The organism is Mycobacterium sp. ITM-2016-00317 (assembly GCF_002968295.1).
Classification (GTDB): Bacteria; Actinomycetota; Actinomycetes; order Mycobacteriales; family Mycobacteriaceae; genus Mycobacterium.
Genome location: NZ_CP134399.1, coordinates 4,831,406 through 4,852,107, shown reverse-complemented (window position 1 = coordinate 4,852,107; position 20,702 = coordinate 4,831,406). Strand labels below are relative to the sequence as shown.

The window sequence follows — 20,702 nt, the reverse complement described above, 5'->3', positions numbered from 1 at the left end:
GCAAGGTGCTCGTTCCGCCCTGTGGGCAGCCTTTACCGGGATAGCATCCGGGTCGTGGGTGATTCGTGGGGGGAACCGGCGCTCGGTTTGCGGGAACGCAAGAAGCGCCGGACCCGCGCGACGCTGATCGACGCCGCGCTCGGGCTGTGTGACCGTCAGGGATTTGACCGCACCACGGTCGACCAGATCGCCTCCATCGCCGAGGTGTCGCCCAGGACGTTCAGCCGCTACTTCGCCACCAAGGACGCGATCGCACTCGCCCTCATCGACGAGGTGCATGCCCGCACCGCCGCCGAGTTGACCGTGCAGCCCCGCTACCTGACCCACCTGGAGGCGCTGCGGCGCGCCTATGTGGCGATGGCCGAGGCGACCAAGCGGGCCCCGGAACACGGACTGTCGGCCAAGCGGTTGCTGCAGATCCTGCGGATCACGGGATCCTCGCCGACGTTGCGGCAGGCCGCCGTGGAATACCGTGCCAGCGCCGTCGACCAGGCGGTCGCGGCGCGCATGGGCGCCACCGTCGACGACCGGCGGGTGAAGCTGCTCGCCGCGGTCTGGGGCGCGCTGCTGCTGACGGCGCTGCAGGACCTGGGCATCCAGGCCGCCGCGGGTGCACCGGTCACCGTCGACGACCTCATCGCGGCGTTCGAGTCGACCTATGCGGAGTTCATCGGCGAAATCGCGGGTCTCGGCCAGCCCGTCTGACGCTGTGGCGGCCCCCCGCGGGCGTGCATCCTGGAATGGGACTACCTTCTGTAGGCAGACTCCGCGACTTGCGACCCACCCGACAAACTTGAAGGGAATCCAGTGGCCGATAACGCCGACGCCGGGCAGGAGCACGCCACCCTGGTCTACCCAGGCGGCGAGCTCGAACTCGACATCGTCAAAGCTTCCGAAGGCGCAGACGGCATTGCGCTGGGTTCGCTGCTGGCCAAGACCGGCTACACGACGTACGACGGTGGCTTCGTCAACACGGCGTCGACCAAGAGCGCCATCACCTACATCGACGGTGATGCCGGCATCCTGCGCTACCGCGGAATCCCGATCGAGCAGCTTGCCGAGAAGTCGACGTTCATCGAGGTCAGCTACCTGCTGATCTACGGCGAACTGCCGACCGCCGAGCAACTGGAGAAGTTCACCACGCAGATCCAGCGGCACACGCTGCTGCACGAGGACCTCAAGCGATTCTTCGACGGTTTCCCGCGCAACGCGCACCCGATGCCGGTGCTGTCCAGCGCGGTCAACGCGCTGAGCGCGTACTACCAGGACTCGCTGGACCCGTTCGACCCGCACCAGGTCGAGCTGTCGACCATCCGGTTGCTGGCCAAGCTGCCGACCATCGCGGCGTATGCGTACAAGAAGTCCGAGGGGCAGCCGTTCCTGTACCCGGACAACTCGCTGACGCTGGTGGAGAACTTCCTGCGGATGACGTTCGGGTTTCCGGCCGAGCCCTACGAGGTGGATCCGGAGATCGTGCGGGCCTTGGACATGCTGTTCATCCTGCACGCCGATCACGAGCAGAACTGCTCGACATCGACAGTCCGGTTGGTGGGTTCGTCGCAGGCCAACCTGTTCACGTCGATCTCCGGCGGCATCAACGCGCTGTGGGGTCCGCTGCACGGTGGCGCCAACCAGGCCGTGCTGGAGATGCTGTCGAAGATCCGCGACGGCGACGACGATGTCGCGACCTTCGTCAAGAAGGTCAAGAACCGCGAGGACAACGTCAAGCTGATGGGCTTCGGCCATCGGGTGTACAAGAACTACGACCCGCGGGCGCGCATCGTCAAGGAGCAGGCCGACAAGATCCTCGGCAAGATCGGCGTCCAGGACGAGCTGCTCGACATCGCCAAGGAGCTCGAGGAGATCGCGCTGACCGACGACTTCTTCGTCGAGCGCAAGCTCTACCCGAACGTCGACTACTACACCGGCGTGATCTACCGGGCCATGGGCTTCCCGACCCGGATGTTCACGGTGCTGTTCGCGCTCGGGCGGCTGCCGGGCTGGATTGCGCACTGGCGGGAGATGCACGGCGAGCCGAACAAGATCGGCCGGCCGCGGCAGATCTACACCGGCTACACCGAGCGCGACTACAACCCCATCGACTCCCGCTAGCCCACCACCGCCGGCTCCCCAGCCGCGAGTGTGCGTGTCTGCGGGCGGCACGCCGCGGACTGGGGTGATTCGGCGCACGCTCGTCACTGACGAATGTCACAGCAGCGTCACTTGCCGTCACGACAGTTGTAGTTTCACAATCGTTGAGTGAGTACCACCGTCGGCGCGATGACACCGAGGCGCAAGGCCACCATCCTGGTGTCCTGCTGCCTGAGCCTGCTGATCGTGTCGATGGACGCGACCATCGTCAACGTCGCGATCCCGTCGATCCGCCAGGATCTGTCCGCGACACCGGCGCAGATGCAGTGGGTCGTGGACATCTACACCCTGGTGCTGGCCTCGCTGCTGATGCTGTCGGGGGCGACGGGGGACCGGTTCGGTCGCCGCCGCGTGTTCCAGACGGGACTCGCCCTGTTCGCGCTCGGATCGCTGGCGTGCAGCCTGGCGCCCACCATCGACGCGCTGATCGGGGCGCGCTTCCTGCAGGGCATCGGCGGGTCGATGCTCAATCCCGTTGCACTGTCCATCATCTCGCAGATCTTCAGCAAGCCGGTGGAGCGCGCGCGGGCACTGGGGATCTGGGGCGGGGTGACCGGCATCTCGATGGCCGCCGGTCCGATCGTCGGCGGTCTGATCATCGAGACCATCGGCTGGCGCTGGGTGTTCTGGATCAACCTGCCCATCTGCGCGGCGGCGATCCTGCTCACCGCGCTGTTCGTCCCGGAGTCGAAATCGGCCACGATGCGCAACGTCGACCCGATCGGTCAGGGCCTGGCGATCCTGTTCCTGTTCGGCACGGTGTTCGCCCTGATCGAGGGGCCGGTGCTGGGGTGGACCAATCCGCGCCTGATCGCGATCGTGGTCGTCGCCGTGGTGGCGCTGGCGGTGTTCCTGCGGTTCGAATCGCGCCGCCACGACCCGTTCCTGGATCTGCGGTTCTTCCGCAGCATCCCGTTCGCCACTGCCACCGTGAACGCGGTCAGTGCCTTTGCCGCGTGGGGTGCGTTCCTGTTCATGATGTCGCTGTACCTGCAGGGCGAGCGCGGGTTCTCGGCAATGCACACCGGCCTGATCTACCTGCCGATCGCGTTGGGTGCGCTGCTGTTCTCGCCGTTGTCGGGCCGGCTGGTCGGCCGCTACGGCGCGCGGCCCTCGCTGGTGGTGGCGGGGGTGTTGATCACCGCGGCGGCGACGATGTTGACGTTCCTGACCGCGACGACGCCGGTGTGGTTGCTGCTGGTGATCTTCGCGGTGTTCGGCATCGGGTTCTCGATGGTCAACGCGCCGATCACCAACGCGGCGGTCAGCGGGATGCCGCTGGACCGGGCGGGGGCGGCGTCGGCGGTGACGTCGACGAGCCGCCAGGTCGGGGTGAGTGTCGGTGTGGCGCTGTGCGGTTCGCTGGCCGGGTCGGCGATGGCCGTGGGCGGCGCCGATTTCACCGCGGCCGCCCGTCCGCTGTGGTTCGTCTGCATGGCGCTGGGGCTGGTGATCCTCGGGGTGGGTCTGTTCGCGACGTCGCAGCGGGCGATGCGCTCGGCGGAGCGGCTGGCGCCGCTGGTGGCCGGCGCGGCGGATCCGGTGACCGGTGCTCATGTCCGGTAACCCGGCCGCTGACGACGTCTGGCGCGACCTCGCGTCGCTGGTGCTCGATCACCGCGACGGGTGGCGACGCGCGGTGGTCGAGGAGACCGGCCTGCCGTTCAGCCGGATCCGCATCCTCAAGCGGCTGAGCGGCAGCCCGATGACGGTCAAGCAGCTCGCCGCGGCCGCCACGGTCGACGCGCCGGCGGCCACGGTCGCGGTCAACGATCTGGAGGAGCGCGGGCTGGTGGTACGCCGGACCGACCCGTCGAACCGGCGGTGCAAGCTGGTGTCGCTGACCGACGCAGGCCGCGACACGGTGCGGGCGATCGCCGCGGTGCACGACCCGGCGCCCGACGTGCTGGCCGCGCTCGACCCGGCCGACCTCGCGGCGCTGCGCGCGATCCTGGACAAGCTGGGCTAGTTGTTCAGCACGGCCATCGCGGCGTTGTGCCCGCCGATTCCCGATACCGCGCCACCACGGCGTGAACCCGATCCACACAACAAGATTCGTTCGTGTGCGGTGGCCACGCCCCAGCGCTGAGCCGGCGTGCGGAGTTCCTCGCCGTCCTCGGCGAACGGCCACGACAGCGCGCCGTGGAAGATGTTGCCGCGCGTCATGCCCAGGGTGTGCTCCAGATCGGCGGTGGTCTTGGTCTCGATGCACGGCCGGCCCTCGCCGTCCTGCATGAGGACGTCCTGGATCGGTTCGGCAAGAACGGAATTGAGCGATTTCAAGGCCGCCGAGGTCAAGGTGTCGCGCAGGCGCTCCGGCAGTGCCGTTGCGGTCAAGTCGTGCGGGGTGTGCAGGCCGAACACCGTCAGCGTGTGCGCACCCGCCGCCTGCAGCGGCTCGGACAGGATCGTCGGATCGGCCAGTGTGTGGCAGTAGATCTCGCACGGAAGGGGATCGGGCACCGACCCGGCTGCCGCCTGCCGGTACGCGGTGTCGAGTTGCCCGTAGGTCTCGTTGATGTGGAAGGTGCCGCCGAAAGCCTGTTCTGCCGTCACCGACCCGTCCCGCAGCCGGGGCAAGCGGGTGAGCATCAGGTTCACCTTGACCTGCGCGCCGGGAGCGAGTTCGGGCTCGTCCTCGCCGAGCAGGCCGGCGAGCACCGCAGGTGTCACGTTGGCCAGCACATGCCCGGCGGCGACGACGTGCTCGGCCTCGCCGTAGCGGTAGCGCACCTCGCCGTCCGGGGTGATCGCGGAGACCTCCGCTCCGGTGACGATCTCGGCGCCGAATCCGCTGGCGGCGGCCGCCAGTGCGCCGGACACCGCCCCCATCCCGCCGATCGGCACGTCCCAGTCCCCGGTGCCGCCCCCGAGCAGGTGGTAGAGGAAGCAGCGGTTCTGCGCCAGGGAGGTGTCGTCGAGGCGGGCGAACGTCCCGATCAACGCGTCGGTGGCCATCACGCCGCGGACCAGGTCGTCGTGCACGGCCGACGTGATCGCTCGGCCGACGGGGGTTTCGATCATCTGATGCCAGCCGGTCCGCGCCTCGTCGCCGGCGGCGCCGGTCACCGCGGCGAGCATTTCCGAGCGGGTGCGCAGCGGCTCGGTCAGCGTGGGCCACATCGTCGAGGTGACGGCCCGGCAGCGCCGGTAGAACTCGTCGAAGCCGGTCTCGTCGGCGGCCGCCCCGATCGCGGCGAACGTCGGCTCGGGCCCGATCAGCAGGCCGGTGCGGCCGCCGTCGGACGGGTTGGGTGTGTAGGACGAGTACCGGCGCCGGGCCAGCCGTACCCGCGCGCCGAGGTCGTCGACGATGCGCCGCGGCAGCAGGCTGACCAGATAGGAGTAGCGGGACAGGCGGGCGTCCACCCCGGCGAACGGGTGCTGCGACACCGCGGCGCCGCCGACATGGCCGAGACGCTCCAGGACCCGCACGCTGCGCCCGGCCTGCGCCAGGTAGGCCGCGGCGACGAGCCCGTTGTGCCCGCCGCCGACCACGACGACGTCAACACGTGTCACGTCGATTCCGGCTCAGTTGAGGTAGCCCTCGACCTCGCCTTCGGGCCGGACCGCCGCGTCCTGCGGGTCACCTCCGCTGGCGCGCAGGGCCCGGCGTTGCCGCAGCAGATCCCAGCACTGGTCGAGCTGCACCTCGATCGACTGGAGCCGCTTGTGCTCCTCGGACTCGTCGATCTCGCGGTGCTGCATCTTGTCACGCAGGGTCTTCTCCTCGGCGATCAACTCGTTGACCCGTTCGAGGATGTCTCGGTCAGATGCCACTCCGCCAGTCTGCCCCACCTGGTCCTGTCTGCCCAGTGCTTTGAGGACTGATCGCTCGTGGGCGTCAGACATCCTCCAGTCTGATGCCCTTGGTCTCGTTCATGAAGATGCACGCGAGGCCGGTGAGTGCCGACAGGACCATGATGTAGACGCCGAACACCCAGCCGAGGTCCCAGCTCAGCAGCAACTGGTTCAAATACGGTGCGGTACCGCCGAATACTGCGACCGAGAACGAGTAGGCGAACCCGATGGACTGCGTGCGGAGGTGGGTGGGAAAGCTCTCGGAAAGCGTCGAGGACAGGATGCATGCCGGGATCGCGACCACCAGCAGCGCCACCGTCGTCGCGACCAGCAACGTCCAACCTTCCGACGAGATGAGCATCGTCAACGGGATCTGCAGGACGAACATCAACACGGCGAACGCGGCCAGCATGGGCCGGCGACCGATCGAGTCGGACAGACGGCCCAGGAACGGCAGTGACAGCAACGCGACCGCCTGCGCGATCACCAGCATCCAGTAGGCGGTGTCCGGATCCATGTCCTGCTGCGTGATCGCGTACGTCGACACATACGACGTCCAGGTGTAATGCGCCGCAGTGATTCCCGAGGTCATGGCGATCATCAGCAGGATGGCCCGTACCACCGTCCTGCGCGGCACCGAGGGTGGCTCGGCGGTCTGCTGGTCGGCGTCGAAGACGTCACTCTCGTCCATGCTGCGGCGTAGGTACAGCGCGACCAGGGCCAGAACGGTGCCCAGCAGGAACGGGATGCGCCAACCCCATTGGCCGACAGCGGATTCGGTGAGGGTGGTGGTGATGACCCCGCCGACGGTGTACGCCAGGATCGAACCGCCGAAGATCGCGATGAAGGCGACGCTGCCCCACATGCCGCGACGATCGGGTGGGGCGATCTCGCCGACGTAGGAGTACGCGGTGGCCGACTCGCCGCCGTGGGCGAACCCCTGCATCATGCGGGCCAGCAACAGAAAGGCTGAGGCCCATGTGCCGATCGCGGCGTAGGTCGGCATGATTCCGATCAGCAGGCTGCCGGTGGCCATCATGAGCATGGTCGTCACGAGTACGAACTTGCGGCCCCGTTTGTCCGCTATCCGTCCGAACACAATGCCGCCCAACGGGCGCATCAGGAAACCGACGGCGAACACGGCGAGCGTCGACAGCAGAGCCGACACCGGATTGTCCTGGCTGAACATGGCGGCCGCGATGAAGGGCGCGAAGACCGCGTAAGCGCTCCACTCGTACCATTCCAGGACGTTTCCCACCGAGCTCGCGACGAGGGACTTCTTGCGGGAGGACATGGTCGGCGCGGCTTTTGTCTCGCCGGTGATCCTGGTGCTCATCGTGGGTCACTTTCTCGCGAGATACCGCAGCATCGCGGGGTTATTGCCGGAGTTCGGCTCGTTTGATCTTTCCGGTGGGGGTCTTGGGGAGTTCGGCGATGACGTGCACGGTTCTCGGTCGCTTGTAGGCGGCGAGTCGTTCGCGCGTGAAGTCGATCAGCTCGTCTTCGCTTGCGGTCGCGCCTGGTTGCAGCGCGACGTAGGCGACCACGGCCTCGCCCTGGTAGTCGTCGGGGTGACTGACGACTGCGACTTCGAACACCGCGGGATGTTCGTAGAGGGCGTCCTCGACCTCGCGGGGCCACACCTTGTAGCCGGACACGTTGATCTGGTCTTTCAGCCGATCCACGATGTACACCCAGCCCTGCTCGTCGATGATTGCGACGTCACCGGTGCGGAGCCGGCCATCGGGCATCGTCGACATGGATGCGTCGGGGTTGCGCCAGTAGCCGGAAACGACCTGCGGCCCAGAGACTTCGAGCTCACCGGCGATCCCGGGAGGTGTCGGCTCCCCGGCCGGATCGAGGGTGCGCAGGCGCACCCGGGGCAGGGCGAGCCCGACCGACAGGGATCCACTGGTCGCGTCCACCGGTGCCTCGGTGCCCGGGGGGACGGCGACGACGCCGGCGGTGGTCTCGGTCATGCCGTAGGCGTTGTGGATGTAATGGCCGAAGCGTGCCGCGAACGCCTTGACGGTGGCTGGCGGGATGGGCGCGCCGCCCGAGTACAAGGCCTTCACCGATTCGAAGTGCTCGGCGCTCGCCTCCGGCAGCGCCGAGATCGCGTTGAACACCGTGATCGAGCCGATGGTGTAGGTCACCCGGTGCTCGACGAAGGCGTCGAGGGTCACTGCGGCGTCGAACCTGTTCGCGAACACCAGCAGACAGTCGCGGACGAGCGCCACCGCGGCGTTGAGCATGGCGCCGGTGATGTGGAACAGCGGAGCGACGGCGAACACCACGTCGCCGTCCGCGAGGCCGACGCGCTCGCCGAAGTCGAGTGCCGTGGCGAGCAGGTTCGCGTGGGAGTTCATCGCACCCTTGGGCGGACCGGTGGTACCCGAGGTGTAGGCGAGCAGCGCCAGATCAGCACCGGCGGGCGGGTCCGCTGCAGGCCTGCGGCCGCGGTTGCGCCGGATGAGATCCACCAGATCGTCGGCGGCCGTTGTGGGCCGCGCCGTGGACCGGAACACCCGTGGGTCGTTGCGCGACTGGAAATCGAGACCGCTGGTGCTGATCGTGAACCGGACGCTGCTGCCGCGCAGTGTTTCCGTGGTGGCCTCGACGTCGTGTTCGTCGCAGACGATTCCCACCGGTTGCGCGTCGTCGACGATGGTGCGCAGTTCGCGTCCGCGGTACATCGGGTTGAGGAGCAGCGCAGCCGCACCGATCTTCCATAGCGCGAGGAACGTGATCGCGTACTGGGGGATGTTCTGCAGATAGATCCCGACGCGGTCACCACGGGAGACGCCCATGTCCGAAAACGCAACGGCGAGCGCATCGGAAGCGTCGTCGACCTCGCGGGCGGTGAGCACCGTGTCGAAGTAGGCGAGTGCGGGATGTTCGGGGTGGCGCCGCACCCGCGCACGCCACGCATCGACGATGCTCTGGACGGGGGCCGCGCCGGTCTCTGACGACATCTCCACCCCCTCGCCCACTACCGGATCCGGCGCGCCGACACGTGCCTAGGAACCGCTCTCTGCTGAAGGCGGTGCCGGCCTGCCGTCGTCGTTGTCTCCGAATGTCCCCACGATCTGCGGCGCATACCCTCAGCGCTCACAGGTAAAACGGATCGCTCGTCTGCGCGCCCGCCTGTGCCGCGACCGGCCGGTTCCGCCACGCAGTACTGTGGCGTCGTGGCTTCCAAACCCGAGATCGAGTTCATTGACGGACCCCCGCCGGCCGAGCTGGTCATCACCGACCTGGTGGTGGGCGACGGCGCCGAGGCGGTCCCGGGCGGCAACGTCGAGGTGCACTACGTCGGGGTGGAGTACGACACCGGCGAGGAGTTCGACAGCTCCTGGAACCGCGGTGAGTCGATCGAGTTCCCGCTGCGCGGCCTGATCCAGGGCTGGCAGGAGGGCATTCCCGGGATGAAGGTCGGTGGTCGCCGCCAGCTCATCATCCCGCCGGAGCTGGCCTACGGTCCGGCAGGCAGCGGGCACCGGCTCTCCGGCAAGACTCTGATCTTCGTCATCGACCTGCTCAACGCCCGATAAGAACTGCCCGCTAGCGCTGCCCGCCCGGTCCGGGCAGGCGCAGCAGCAGGCGCGCCCCGCCCAGCGGACTGGGCTCCAACGTCGCTGTGCCGCCGTGCAATTCGGCCTGCTGCGCGACCAGCGCAAGACCAAGGCCCGAACCCGAGTGTGACGCCGTCGACCCGCGCGCGAACCGGTCGAACACCACCGTGCGTTCCTCCTCGGGAACCCCGACGCCGTCGTCGTCGACCGCGATCTCCACACCTTCACGGGAGCTGACCGCGGACAACTGCACCCGGGACGCGCCGCCGTGCTTGACTGCGTTGGCGATCGCGTTGTCGACGGCCAACCGCAGCCCGGCGGGCAGTCCGACGATGATCACCGTCGGCGCGGGCACCAACGACACCTCCAGGTCGGGATACACGCGCATCGCGTCGTGCGCCGCCCGGTCGAGTAGTTCGGTGATGTCGACGGGCACGTGATCGTCCTGGGTGGACAGCTCACCCTGGGCGAGACGCTCCAGCGCGCCGAGGGTGGCCTCGATCCGCGACTGCGTGCGGATGACGTCGTTGACGACCTCCTTGCGGCCCTCCTCGGAGAGGTCCAGCGTCGCCAGCACCTCGAGGTTGGTGCGCATCGCCGTCAGCGGGGTGCGCAGTTCGTGCGCCGACACCGACGCGAAGTCGCGCGCCGACGCCAGCGCGGCTTTGGTCCGGCCCTGCTCCTCCCACACCCGTTCCACCAGTCCCTTGACCGCGTCGGCGATCTCCACCGCCTCGGTGGCGCCGCGGATGTCGATGTCCGGGGCCTCGTCGCCCGCGTCGATCTGGCGGGTCTGCTGGGCCAGCCGCCGGAACGGGCGCACCGCGAACGCAGCCAGCAGCCACCCGCCGAACGTCGCGGCCCCGACCGCCAGCGTGCAGATGATCAGCACCCGGCGGTGCAGGTTGTTGGTGTCGGCGATCGTCGACTCGTAGGTGGCGCCGACGGCCACCGACATGGGCTCCGGCGCCGACAACTGCACCGTGCGCACCCGGTACCGCACCCCGTCGACATAGGTGTCGGCGTAACCCGGTTCCAGTTCGGGCAGCACGACGTCCGAATTGGAGGTCACCTGCCCGCCACTGCGCATGGTGATGACCGCGTCCTGGTCGTTCGGCGACTTCGGGATCTCGTCGAGCCCGCGGGGCAGGAACGGGATGGCGAAGCCGGCCGCCTCGTCGAGCCGGCGGTCCAGCCGCTCCTTGCGGTCGTTGGTGATGCCGACCCAGACCACGGTGCCGACGATCCCGACGACGATCGCGGCGGCGATGGCGGTGGCGAACGCGACCCGCGTGCGCAGTGACGGTGTGCGACGGAAGATGCGGGACAGCGCGACCATGTCCTACTGCCGTCTGTTCTTCGCGCAAGCGCTCATCACTGCTGCCTGAGGACGAATCCCACCCCACGCACGGTGTGCAACAGCCGCGGGGCGCCGTTGGCCTCCAACTTGCGCCGCAGGTAGCCGATGAACACGTCGACGACATTGGTGTCGGCGGCGAAGTCGTATCCCCACACCAGCTCCAGCAGCTGCGCGCGGGACAGCACGGCGGTCTTGTGCTCGGCGAGCACGGCCAGCAGGTCGAACTCACGCTTGGTCAGGTCGACGTCCACGCCGTCCACCCGCGCGCGCCGGCCGGGGATATCCACTTCGAGCGGGCCCACCGTGATGGTCTCCGACGAGAACGTCGCCGTCGAACCGCGCCGCCGCAGCAGCGCCTTCACCCTGGCCACCAGCTCGGCCAGCACGAACGGCTTGACCAGATAGTCGTCCGCACCGGCTTCCAGCCCGGCGACCCGGTCATCGACCGACGAGCGCGCCGAGAGCACACACACCGGCACGTCGTTGTCCATCGCCCGCAGCGCGGTCACCACGGACACCCCGTCCAGCACGGGCATGTTGATGTCGAGGACGATCGCGTCCGGTCGCGTCTCGGTGGCGCTGCGCAGCGCCTCGGCGCCGTCGACGGCGGTGTAGACCTCGAATCCGGACAGTCGCAGGCCGCGCTCGAGCGAGGCGAGCACGTCGGGATCGTCGTCGACCACGAGCACCCTGGGTGAGCCCACGCCACTTTCCATGCACGCAATCTTGCCCGATGAAGCGGCGCCGTCGTGGGAGGTAGTGCCCGCGGATCGCCGACGGTGGCCTGGGGAAGCGATTGACCTCAATGTTCGTTGAGGTTCTACGGTGAAAATATGAGCTTGGAAACGGTCGCCCGGCAGTCGCTGTACCGGCAGACCCACGCGCGCGGCGGCGACCTGCATTCGCTGGCCGACCGCCGGTTGCTCGGCAGGATCTGGCGGTTCGCCGCCCGCCACCACCGGCGGTTAGCGGTGTTCGTCGCGGTCAGCGTGGTGGGTGCGGTGTTGACGGTGGCGACCCCGTTGCTGGCCGGGCGCGTGGTGGACGAGATCACCGGCGCGGGCAGCGTGGGCGTGGTGGTTGCGCTGGCCGGGATCATCGCCGCCGTCGCGGTCGCCGAGACGGGCGTCGCGCTGCTCACCCGGTGGCTGTCGTCGAACATCGGTGAGGGCCTGATCCTGGACCTGCGCACCGCGGTGTTCGACCATGTGCAGCGCATGCCCGTGGCGTTCTTCACCCGCACCCGCACCGGCGCGCTGGTCAGCCGACTCGGCAACGACGTGATGGGCGCTCAGCGCGCGTTCTCCGACACCTTGTCCGGCATCGTGTCCAACCTGGTCACGCTGACCTTGACGCTGGCGGTGATGCTCAGCATCTCGTGGCAGATCACGCTCTCGGCGCTGGTGGTACTGCCGCTTTTCCTGATCCCCGCGCGCCGCATCGGCTCCGCGATGGCCCGGCTCTCACGCGAGGCCGCCGCCCACAACGCGACGATGAACACCCAGATGACCGAACGTTTCTCCGCGCCGGGCGCGACGTTGGTGAAACTGTTCGGCGACAGCGGCGCCGAGTCACGCGAGTTCGCCGTACGGGCCGGTCGGGTGCGCGACATCGGGGTGCGCACCGCGATGCTGCAGTCGACGTTCATGAACTCGCTGACGTTGATGTCGGCGCTGGCGTTGGCGCTGGTCTACGGACTCGGCGGCGCGCTCGCGCTCGGCGGGCACCTGCAGGCGGGCGAGATCGTGTCGCTGGCGTTGCTGCTGACCCGGCTGTACGCGCCGCTGACCGCGCTGGCCAACGCCCGGGTGGAGATCGCCACGGCGCTGGTCAGCTTCGAGCGGGTCTTCGAGGTACTGGACCTGGTGCCGCTGATCCGGGAACGTCCCGGGGCGGTCGAGGTGCCGCGGGGGCCGGTCACCGTGGAATTCGACGATGTCCGGTTCTCGTATCCGGCCGCCGACCAGGTGTCGTTGGCCTCGCTGGAGGAGGTCGCCGAACTGGACGACCGAGGCGGGGAAGAGGTGCTGCACGGCATCTCGTTCACCGCGCGGGCCGGGCAGGTCGTGGCGTTGGTCGGATCGTCCGGGGCGGGCAAGTCCACGATCGCGTCGCTGGTGGCCCGCCTGTACGACGTCCAAGACGGTGCGATCCGACTCAACGGCGTCGACATCCGGGACGTGACGTTCGCGTCGTTGAAGCGCACCGTCGGCATGGTCACCCAGGACGGTCACCTGTTCCACGAGTCCATCCGCGCCAACCTGACCCTGGCGGTGCCGGCCGCCACCGACGACGAGCTGTGGGAGGCGCTGCGCCGGGCCAGGCTCGACGACGTCGTCGCGGCGATGCCCGACGGTCTGGACACGGTGGTGGGGGAGCGCGGCTACCGGCTCTCGGGCGGGCAGCGGCAGCGCCTGACGATCGCGCGGGTGCTGCTGGCGTCCCCGCAGGTGGTGATCCTCGACGAGGCCACCGCGTCGCTGGACTCCGAGTCCGAGGCCGCGGTGCAGGCTGCGCTGGCCGAGGCGCTCGCCGGGCGCACGTCGATCGTGATCGCCCACCGGCTGTCCACGGTGCGCGCCGCCGACGTCATCCTCGTCGTCGAGGACGGGCGCATCGTCGAGCGTGGCGACCACCAGCAGCTGCTGGCGCGCGGCGGCCGGTACGCCGAGCTGTACCGCACCCAGTTCGGGATCTCCCGCGGGACGTGCCCGCCGGCAGGCACGCACGCAAGCTCCCGGTGCCGGAACGGCGGTTCGGCGGAGGAGTTAACCGCTTGCGCGCAATGGGAAGATGTCCTAAGTGGCTGACACCCGGGACTCCCTGTATGCGCCGCCCGCGATCGCGCCCCCACCCGAACGGGTGAAGCCGAGCTCGGATCTGTGGCGGATGCTGCCATACCTGCTGCCCTACCGGGGCCGCTGGATCGCGATGATCGTCATCGCACTGGCCAGCCTGGCGGCCACCATCTCGATCCCGCTGATGACCAAGGCCGTGATCGACGGTCCGGTGCGCCACCAGGACCAGCAGGGCCTGTGGGTGGTCGGTGCCGCGGCGGTCGGTGTCGGCGTCACCGAAGCGGTGCTGTGGTTCATCCGCCGCTGGCTGGTGGCCCGCGCCACGATGGGCGTCGAGGCCGACATCCGCAAGCAGCTCTACGCGCGCCTGCAGATCCTGCCGATGTCGTTCCACGGCCGGTGGCAGTCCGGTCAGCTGCTGTCTCGAATCATGAACGACCTGAGCACGATTCGCCGGTTCTCGTCGTTCGGTCTGATCTTCCTGATGCTCAATGTCCTGCAGATCACCATCGTGACGGCGATCCTGCTGGTGATGTACTGGCCGCTGGGCGTGGTCGTGCTGGTCTCGATCGTGCCGATCACGCTGACGGTGCTGCATTTCCAGCAGGAGTACACCCGGCTGTCCCGGCTCGCGCAGGACCAGGCCGGCCACGTCGCCACCCACGTCGAGGAGGCCGCCCTGGGCCTGCGCGTGGTCAAGTCGTTCGGCCGCGAGGACTACGTCTACGAGCGGTTCGACCAGCAGCTCACCAACCTGTACGACACCCAGGTCAGCCGGGTGTCGGTGTCGGCGAAATTCTGGACGCTGCTGGAGATCATCCCGAACCTGACCCTGATCGTGGTGCTCGGCTTCGGCGCCTACGCGGCCGGGCATGGATACGTCACGATGGGCACCCTGGTCGCGTTCATCACGATGATGCTGTCGCTGGTGTGGCCGATCGCGTCGTTGGGCTTTCTGCTGTCGATGACCCAGGAGTCGTTCACCGCGGCCAACCGCATCGCCGAGATCTTCGACGCGCCGCTGGAGATCACCGACGGCCCGCGCGCGCAGGCCCCGCAGAGCGGCCGGCTGGAACTCGTCGACGTGGGCTTCCGGTTCCCCGACTCGGACCGAGTGGCGCCGTCCGGCGAGCCGGACAAATGGGTCCTGCGGCACGTGAACCTGACCGTCGAACCCGGGGAGACGGTGGCGCTTGTCGGTGCGACGGGGTCGGGCAAGTCGGTGCTGGCCGGGCTGATGTCGCGGCTCTACGACGTCACCGAAGGCCAGATCCTCATTGACGGGCACGACATCCGCGAGCTGTCGCTGGACGCGCTGCGCCGCACGGTGGCCACCGCGTTCGAGGATCCGACGCTGTTCTCGATGTCGGTCGCCGAGAACCTCACGCTGGGCCGTTCCGGTGAGGATCGGGCCACCGACGACGAGGTCCGCCGCGCCGTCGAGGTCGCTGCCGCGCAGTTCGTCTACGACCTTCCGTTCGGCCTGGACACCCGCATCGGCGAGCAGGGCATGAGCCTGTCCGGCGGTCAGCGCCAACGTCTTTCGCTGGCCCGCGCGATCCTGGCCGCACCCCGCATCCTGGTGCTCGACGACACGCTGTCCGCGCTCGACGTGCACACCGAGGCGATCGTCGAGGAGGCATTGCGCCGCGTGCTGCACCAGGTGACGGGCATCGTGGTGGCGCACCGGGCGTCGACGGTGCTTCTCGCCGACCGGGTGGCGCTGCTGCAGAACGGCACCATCACCCACACCGGCACCCACGCCGAACTGCTGGCCGGGGTGCCCGCGTACCGCTACCTGCTGGCCGCCGACGACGAGCTCGACGACGGCAGCGAACGCGAATGCGACTGGGAGGACGACCGTTCGCGCGAAGAACAGGCGATCGGACAGGAGGAGCGCGCCCGACTCGACCACGACGAAGAACTCGGCCGCCTCGACCAAGAGATCCTGGGGAGGCGCGGGTGAGTTCCGGAACCGACTGGCGCGGAAAGTTCGACGAACGCCAGGATCTGCCGATCGACGAGACGGTGCCGCGGCAGCGCGAGGCGCGGTCGCTGCTGTACTCGCTGCTGCGTCCCTACCGCTGGGTGGTCGCCGCGCTCGCCGTCGTCGTCGTGGTGGAGAACGCGGCGCGCCTATCGGTTCCGCTGCTGGTGCAGAAGGGCATCGACGACGGGATCCCGCCGCTGCTCGACGGGGGACCGGCCACCACCCTGCTGACCGTCGTCGTCGCGTTGTGCGCGGTGGTGGTGGTTCAGGCCACCAGCCGGATGTACTTCCTGCGCCGGTCCGGGCGGATCGGCCAGAAGGTGCTGCTGGAACTGCGGCGCCGGGTCTTCCGCCAGTTCGTCCGGCTCGACATCGCCTTCCACGACCGCTACACCTCGGGCCGGGTGGTGAGCCGGTCCACCAACGACGTCGAGGCCATCCAGGACATGCTGGAGACCGGCTTCGACAGCCTCATCACCGCGGTGCTCACCATGTTCGGCACCGCCGTGCTGCTGGTGGTGCTCGACGTCAAGCTGGGCCTGATGTGCCTGGCCGCGTTCCCGATCCTGGTGCTGCTGGTGTGGTGGTTCCAGCGGGAGTCGTCCAAGACCTACCGTGAGGTCCGCGAGGTCTCGGCACTGGTGATCGTGCAGTTCGTCGAGACGATGACGGGCATCAAGGCGGTGCAGGCCTACCGGCGCGAGCCGCGGAATCAGCAGATCTTCGAGGACATCGCCGATCGCTACCGCGAGATCAACGAGAAGACGTTCAAGCTGCTGGCCGTCTTCATGCCTGCGGTCAAGCTGGTCGGCAACCTGACCACCGGCGTGGTGCTGATCTACGGCGGCTACCGGGTGCTGCACGGCGAGATGACCATCGGCACCCTGGCGGCGTTCCTGCTGTATTTGCGGATGTTCTTCGAGCCGATGCAGGAGATCTCGCAGTTCTTCAACACGTTCCAGTCGGCGGCGTCGGCGCTGGAGAAGCTCGCCGGGGTGCTGGCCGAGAAGCCGGGCATCAGCGATCCCGCTCATCCGGTCGAGCTCGGCGCGGTACGTGGCGAAATCGCCCTGCGCGACGTGCGGTTCGAGTACGTCCCGGGCAGACCGGTGCTTCCCAGGCTGGATCTGGTGATCCCGCCGGGGCAGACCGTCGCGTTGGTCGGCACCACCGGCGCGGGCAAGACGACCATCGCCAAACTCATCACCCGGTTCTACGATCCGGTGTCCGGCACGGTCTCGCTGGACGGGGTCGACCTGCGCGACGTGACCCAGTCCGAGTTGCGCCGCAACGTCGTGATGGTGACGCAGGAGAACTTCATGTTCGGCGGCACCATCGCCGACAACATCCGGTTCGGCAGGCCCGACGCCACCGACGACGAGGTGCGGGCAGCGGCCCGCGCGGTGGGGGCGCACACTTTCATCGAGGCGCTGCCCGACGGATACGACACCGACGTCGCCAAACGCGGCGGCCGGCTGTCGGCCGGGCAACGTCAGCTGGTCGCGTTTGCGCGGGCGTTCCTGGCCGACCCCGCGGTGCTGATCCTCGACGAGGCGACGTCATCGCTGGACATCCCGAGTGAACGGATGGTGCAGCGCGCGCTGGAAACCGTGCTGGCCGACCGGACCGCGGTGGTGATCGCGCACCGGCTCTCGACCGTGCGGATCGCCGACCGGGTGCTGGTGCTGGAGCACGGTCGCATCGTCGAGGACGGCGCGCCCGACGAACTCACCGCCCGCACCGACGGGCACTATGCGGCGTTGCACCGCTCCTGGGTGCAGTCGCTGGCGTAGCGCCCCCTTCTCGCCGAAACCGCATTCCACGCGCCGAAATCCGGGTGGCGGCCTACCAGAATGCAATTTCGCCGAGGATGGAAATGTCGAAGTTGTTCCAATTGGCAACATCGCGCCCTACGCTGTCCCTGCCATCAGCAAACGGGGGGTTCGTATGGGGCATGCACGGTTCGTGGGACGGGTCGGGGCGTTGGCGGTCGCCCTCGGCATCGGTGCGGCGACGGTCACGCTGCCGGGGGTGGCGTGGGCCGAACCTGGCGAGACCGACACTTCGACCAGCGCCGAGCATGCGCAAATAGATGACAACTCCGAGGATTCGACCGCCGAGACCGGCGCCCGGCCCACCGATGATGCTGACGCTGATGTCGATTCCGCGGACGACGCCGACGCGCAGGATTCCGCGGTCGAGGACGAGACCGACGACGAGCCACCGGCCGAGGACGGGAAGGAAGGCACGTACGGCAGCAATCGTGACGGGGGCGAGCACGAGGAGTTGGGCCCTGACGACACGCAGATCGAGGACGCCGAAGCCGAGGACCCGGTCGAGGGTGACCGCGACGAAGCCGAGGACGCGGCCGCAGAACCGGCCCAGGAGCCCGTCCCGCCCGCCGAGGACGTGACACCGCAACACGCCGTCGAGATTTCCGAAGAACCCGACCGCGAGCGGACGTCGACACCGGCCCCGGTGGTCAGGACGTTGTTCGCCCCGCAGTCGTCCGACGGACCTGCGCCGACCGCGCCGGTCGAGTCGCCTCTGCTGTGGGCGCTGCTGGCATTCGCCCGGCGGCAGTTCGGGCAGCCGCGAACCGAACTCGGTGACGGCGGCACACCCACGGGCACGACCGGACTCGCGGACGGCAGCAGCAGTGCCGCCCCGCAACCGGGACAGGTCACCACCCGCGACCCGGGTGTCTTCACCGGCTCGGTCAGCGGCCGCGTCAACGCCACCGATCCCGATGGCGGCTGGCTCACCTACAGCGGTTCGGCCGACACCGAGAAGGGCAAGGTCACCGTCACGGCGTGGGGTACCTTCCGCTACACCCCGACCGCCGCGGCCCGCCACGCCGCCGCTGCGGCTGGGGCGAGCGCACAGGACAAGGCCGACAGCTTCACCGTCACGGTGAGGGACGCCGCCGGCAACGCGGTGGAAGTCCCCGTCACCGTGGAAATCCTGCCCCGCAACGCCGATCCGATCGGTGCACGCGCCCGCGCAGGCAACCCGAGCCTGACCACCGGCACAGCGATCGTCAGCGTCAGTGCCTACGACTTCGACCGGGACACACTGCACATCACCGGGCCTCTCTCGACCGACAAGGGCACGCTGGTCGACAACGGTGACGGCACTTTCACCTACACTCCGACCGCCGCCGCCCGGGAAGCCGCAGGTGCGGTCGGGGCGCCGGCTGGTGCCGGGATCGACACCCTGACCTTCACCGTCGATGACGGCCACGGCGGGATCCGAACGGCCACAGTGGATGTGGTCGTTGCCGCCTATGTCGAGGCGAGCGCGTCGACCCCGGGGCGGGCCGCGGGCCCGGTCCTGGTGAGCTCCACGGGCACCATCTACCAGGTCACCTACGATCTCGACTCGACCAATACACCGATCCGCACCCGGGTCAGCATCCTCGACGAGGACGGTCGGGTGCTCAGGACCACCGACGTCCTGGCCGGATACCCGGTGGAACAATCACTTCCGGTGGTCCGGCCGGACGGCAGCCTGGTGGTGACGACCTTCAAGGCGTCGTCCAACACGTCCACCATCTCCATCGTCGACGGCCAGGGTGCCGTGCAGAGGGTCGGAACGGTGATCGGGCAACCGTCGGCGCCGATGGTGCTCGCTCCGAACGGGGTGGTGTTCTTCACGACCCGGCAGTTCCCGTCGGGTTCCGGCGACCGGCTCGTCCGCGTCTCCGCCGCCGGTTGGCCGCGGGTCTATCGGCTCGGGACCGCCGCCGACACGCCCAGTGTCGCACCCGACGGCAGTGTCTACCTCGTGTCCCGTTCGTTCGGCGTCACGTCGGTGCTGGCGGTCGGCCCGGGCGGCGACTCGCGGCGGGTGTCGCTGCCGTGGGGTGCGGGCATCGTCAACGACGTCGTCATCGGTCAGGACGGTCGGGGCTACCTGGCGGTCGAGCGAAACGTACTGGGAGTCAATACAACTCGCGTGTACACGTTCAACGGGACGGCCCACACCGTGCGGCGCCTGCCCGGCACGCCGGACGGCGCGACGGTGATCACCGCAGACGGCGTCTACCAGTACACCTACGACGAGTCGACCGGGACGTCCTACATCTCCCGGGTCACCGCGGACGCCATCACCACCTTCGCTGCGCTCGACGGACGCGTCATCAACCCGATCAGCGTCACCCCCGACGGCACGGTGTACGTGTCGGTGCGTGACTCCGCGACCGGCACCGACAGCGTCGCGGTCATCAGGGATACCGGTGACCTGGTCATCGTCGAGATCCCGGGCACGATCGTCCCGGTGCTGCCGAGTGTGAGCCCGGTGGTCGGCGGCTACGACGCCAGCCCGAACACCGGCGACGACGGCTACGTCGTCTACGAGTCCGGCGGCGTCCGCCACCTCGCCGTGGTGAACCCCGGCGGGACCATCGCCCGCACGGTGACCTTGCCCGCCGGCACCACGGTCGCCACCCCGGTGGAGTTCGGTCCGGACGGCGCGGCGTACCAGGTCATCGAAACTCGGGACGCGCAGGGCCGGGTCACGTCACGGGCGGTGCTCGCGTTGGCCAACGACACGGTGACGCCCGCGCTGCCGGGCAATCCGCTGCGCCCGAACTTCCCGGCGATCCAGTTCGGGCCGGACGGCAGCGGTGTGCTGATCACGGTCGAATCCGGCCAGTCGCCGTTCGAATACCACTTCCTGCGGTTCGATCAGAACGGCGACACGATCGCCACCGGGGACCTTTCCGGGTTCCTGCAGGCGGCCGAACAGGACTACGTCTCCTGGCAGGAAGGGGTGGTGTTCGGGCCCGACGGCACGCCGTACGTCACCCTGACCGGCGCCGATCAGGGGGTCTGGGCGTTGACGTCGACAGGGCCGGTGCAGGTCCTCGACCTCGACCTCGGACCCGGCGAGCTCGTCGAGCCGGTGAAGTTCGGACCCGACGGCAGGGCGTTCGTGACGGTGTCGGAGCGTGTCGACGGCGCCTTCGTGACGACGGTGCGCACGTTCACCGCCCCCACTGCGCTGTGAGCGTCGTTTTCGCCTAA

15 protein-coding genes are annotated in these 20,702 nt (G+C 68.7%); 9 read left to right on the top strand and 6 right to left on the bottom strand.

Annotation, left to right across the window (positions count from 1 at the left end; translation table 11 throughout):
• Positions 1-54: 54 nt before the first annotated feature.
• The 4 genes from C6A87_RS23255 (at position 55) to C6A87_RS23240 (ending at position 4,120) form a co-directional block, all read left to right on the top strand.
• Entirely contained in the window at positions 55-705 is a 651-nt protein-coding gene (locus tag C6A87_RS23255) for a TetR family transcriptional regulator (RefSeq protein WP_311114397.1), read from the top strand.
• Between the two features lie 102 nt (positions 706-807).
• Positions 808-2,112: a citrate synthase gene (locus tag C6A87_RS23250; protein WP_311114396.1), complete on the top strand. Its 1,305-nt coding sequence runs from the start codon at positions 808-810 to the stop codon at positions 2,110-2,112.
• 168 nt (positions 2,113-2,280) lie between these two features.
• Entirely contained in the window at positions 2,281-3,717 is a 1,437-nt protein-coding gene (locus tag C6A87_RS23245) for an MFS transporter (protein WP_311118055.1), read from the top strand.
• Positions 3,707-4,120 carry a MarR family transcriptional regulator gene (locus C6A87_RS23240; protein ID WP_311114395.1) on the top strand — a complete coding sequence of 138 codons (414 nt, stop codon included), beginning with the start codon at positions 3,707-3,709 and terminating at the stop codon, positions 4,118-4,120. Before C6A87_RS23245 ends, C6A87_RS23240 begins: the two co-directional genes overlap by 11 nt.
• Here C6A87_RS23240 and C6A87_RS23235 read toward each other — a convergent pair.
• The 4 genes from C6A87_RS23235 to C6A87_RS23220 form a co-directional block, all read right to left on the bottom strand.
• Positions 4,117-5,670 (bottom strand): phytoene desaturase family protein, encoded by a 1,554-nt coding sequence (locus tag C6A87_RS23235; protein WP_396836931.1) that lies wholly within the window; start codon positions 5,668-5,670, stop codon positions 4,117-4,119. The two genes, C6A87_RS23240 and C6A87_RS23235, sit on opposite strands and share 4 nt — an antisense overlap.
• A gap of 12 nt (positions 5,671-5,682) precedes the next feature.
• Positions 5,683-5,931, bottom strand: a complete 249-nt coding sequence (locus tag C6A87_RS23230) for a DUF2630 family protein (RefSeq protein ID WP_311114394.1) — start codon at positions 5,929-5,931, stop codon at positions 5,683-5,685.
• A 64-nt stretch (positions 5,932-5,995) separates the two neighbouring features.
• On the bottom strand, positions 5,996-7,288 hold the full coding sequence (locus tag C6A87_RS23225) for an MFS transporter (protein ID WP_311114393.1): 1,293 nt from the start codon (positions 7,286-7,288) through the stop codon (positions 5,996-5,998).
• A 40-nt stretch (positions 7,289-7,328) separates the two neighbouring features.
• A complete protein-coding gene (locus C6A87_RS23220; protein WP_311114392.1) occupies positions 7,329-8,927 on the bottom strand; it encodes an AMP-binding protein in 1,599 nt (532 codons plus the stop codon).
• A gap of 216 nt (positions 8,928-9,143) precedes the next feature.
• On the opposite strand from C6A87_RS23220, the gene C6A87_RS23215 reads away from it, so the two are divergent.
• Positions 9,144-9,506, top strand: coding sequence for an FKBP-type peptidyl-prolyl cis-trans isomerase (locus C6A87_RS23215; RefSeq protein ID WP_311114391.1), 363 nt, complete (start codon positions 9,144-9,146; stop codon positions 9,504-9,506).
• Positions 9,507-9,516: 10 nt separating this feature from the next.
• Here C6A87_RS23215 and C6A87_RS23210 read toward each other — a convergent pair whose 3' ends face one another.
• Together C6A87_RS23210 and prrA are read right to left on the bottom strand one after the other, a co-directional pair.
• Positions 9,517-10,866 carry a HAMP domain-containing sensor histidine kinase gene (locus C6A87_RS23210; protein WP_311114390.1) on the bottom strand — a complete coding sequence of 450 codons (1,350 nt, stop codon included), beginning with the start codon at positions 10,864-10,866 and terminating at the stop codon, positions 9,517-9,519.
• A gap of 35 nt (positions 10,867-10,901) precedes the next feature.
• A complete protein-coding gene (gene prrA / locus C6A87_RS23205) occupies positions 10,902-11,603 on the bottom strand; it encodes a two-component system response regulator PrrA (protein ID WP_396836929.1) in 702 nt (233 codons plus the stop codon).
• A 117-nt stretch (positions 11,604-11,720) separates the two neighbouring features.
• On the opposite strand from prrA, the gene C6A87_RS23200 reads away from it, so the two are divergent.
• The 4 genes from C6A87_RS23200 (at position 11,721) to C6A87_RS23185 (ending at position 20,685) form a co-directional block, all read left to right on the top strand.
• Positions 11,721-13,697: an ABC transporter ATP-binding protein gene (locus C6A87_RS23200; RefSeq protein ID WP_311114389.1), complete on the top strand. Its 1,977-nt coding sequence runs from the start codon at positions 11,721-11,723 to the stop codon at positions 13,695-13,697.
• Positions 13,690-15,651, top strand: coding sequence for an ABC transporter ATP-binding protein (locus C6A87_RS23195; RefSeq protein WP_311114388.1), 1,962 nt, complete (start codon positions 13,690-13,692; stop codon positions 15,649-15,651). The genes C6A87_RS23200 and C6A87_RS23195 overlap by 8 nt, the downstream gene beginning before the upstream one ends.
• On the top strand, positions 15,648-17,468 hold the full coding sequence (locus tag C6A87_RS23190; RefSeq protein WP_311114387.1) for an ABC transporter ATP-binding protein: 1,821 nt from the start codon (positions 15,648-15,650) through the stop codon (positions 17,466-17,468). The genes C6A87_RS23195 and C6A87_RS23190 overlap by 4 nt, the downstream gene beginning before the upstream one ends.
• Before the next feature lie 154 nt (positions 17,469-17,622).
• Positions 17,623-20,685: an Ig-like domain-containing protein gene (locus C6A87_RS23185; protein WP_311114386.1), complete on the top strand. Its 3,063-nt coding sequence runs from the start codon at positions 17,623-17,625 to the stop codon at positions 20,683-20,685.
• The last annotated feature ends 17 nt before the right edge of the window (positions 20,686-20,702 follow it).

Excerpts from the sequence above, each read along its gene's own strand:
- C6A87_RS23200 (WP_311114389.1), top strand. The coding sequence starts at position 11,721 with ATGAGCTTGGAAACGGTCGCCCGGCAGTCGCTGTACCGGCAGACCCAC.
- C6A87_RS23225 (WP_311114393.1), bottom strand. The coding sequence starts at position 7,288 with ATGAGCACCAGGATCACCGGCGAGACAAAAGCCGCGCCGACCATGTCC.
- C6A87_RS23220 (WP_311114392.1), bottom strand. The coding sequence starts at position 8,927 with ATGTCGTCAGAGACCGGCGCGGCCCCCGTCCAGAGCATCGTCGATGCG.
- C6A87_RS23240 (WP_311114395.1), top strand. The coding sequence starts at position 3,707 with ATGTCCGGTAACCCGGCCGCTGACGACGTCTGGCGCGACCTCGCGTCG.
- C6A87_RS23210 (WP_311114390.1), bottom strand. The coding sequence starts at position 10,866 with ATGGTCGCGCTGTCCCGCATCTTCCGTCGCACACCGTCACTGCGCACG.
- C6A87_RS23245 (WP_311118055.1), top strand. The coding sequence starts at position 2,281 with ATGACACCGAGGCGCAAGGCCACCATCCTGGTGTCCTGCTGCCTGAGC.
- prrA (WP_396836929.1), bottom strand. The coding sequence starts at position 11,603 with ATGGAAAGTGGCGTGGGCTCACCCAGGGTGCTCGTGGTCGACGACGAT.
- C6A87_RS23185 (WP_311114386.1), top strand. The coding sequence starts at position 17,623 with ATGGGGCATGCACGGTTCGTGGGACGGGTCGGGGCGTTGGCGGTCGCC.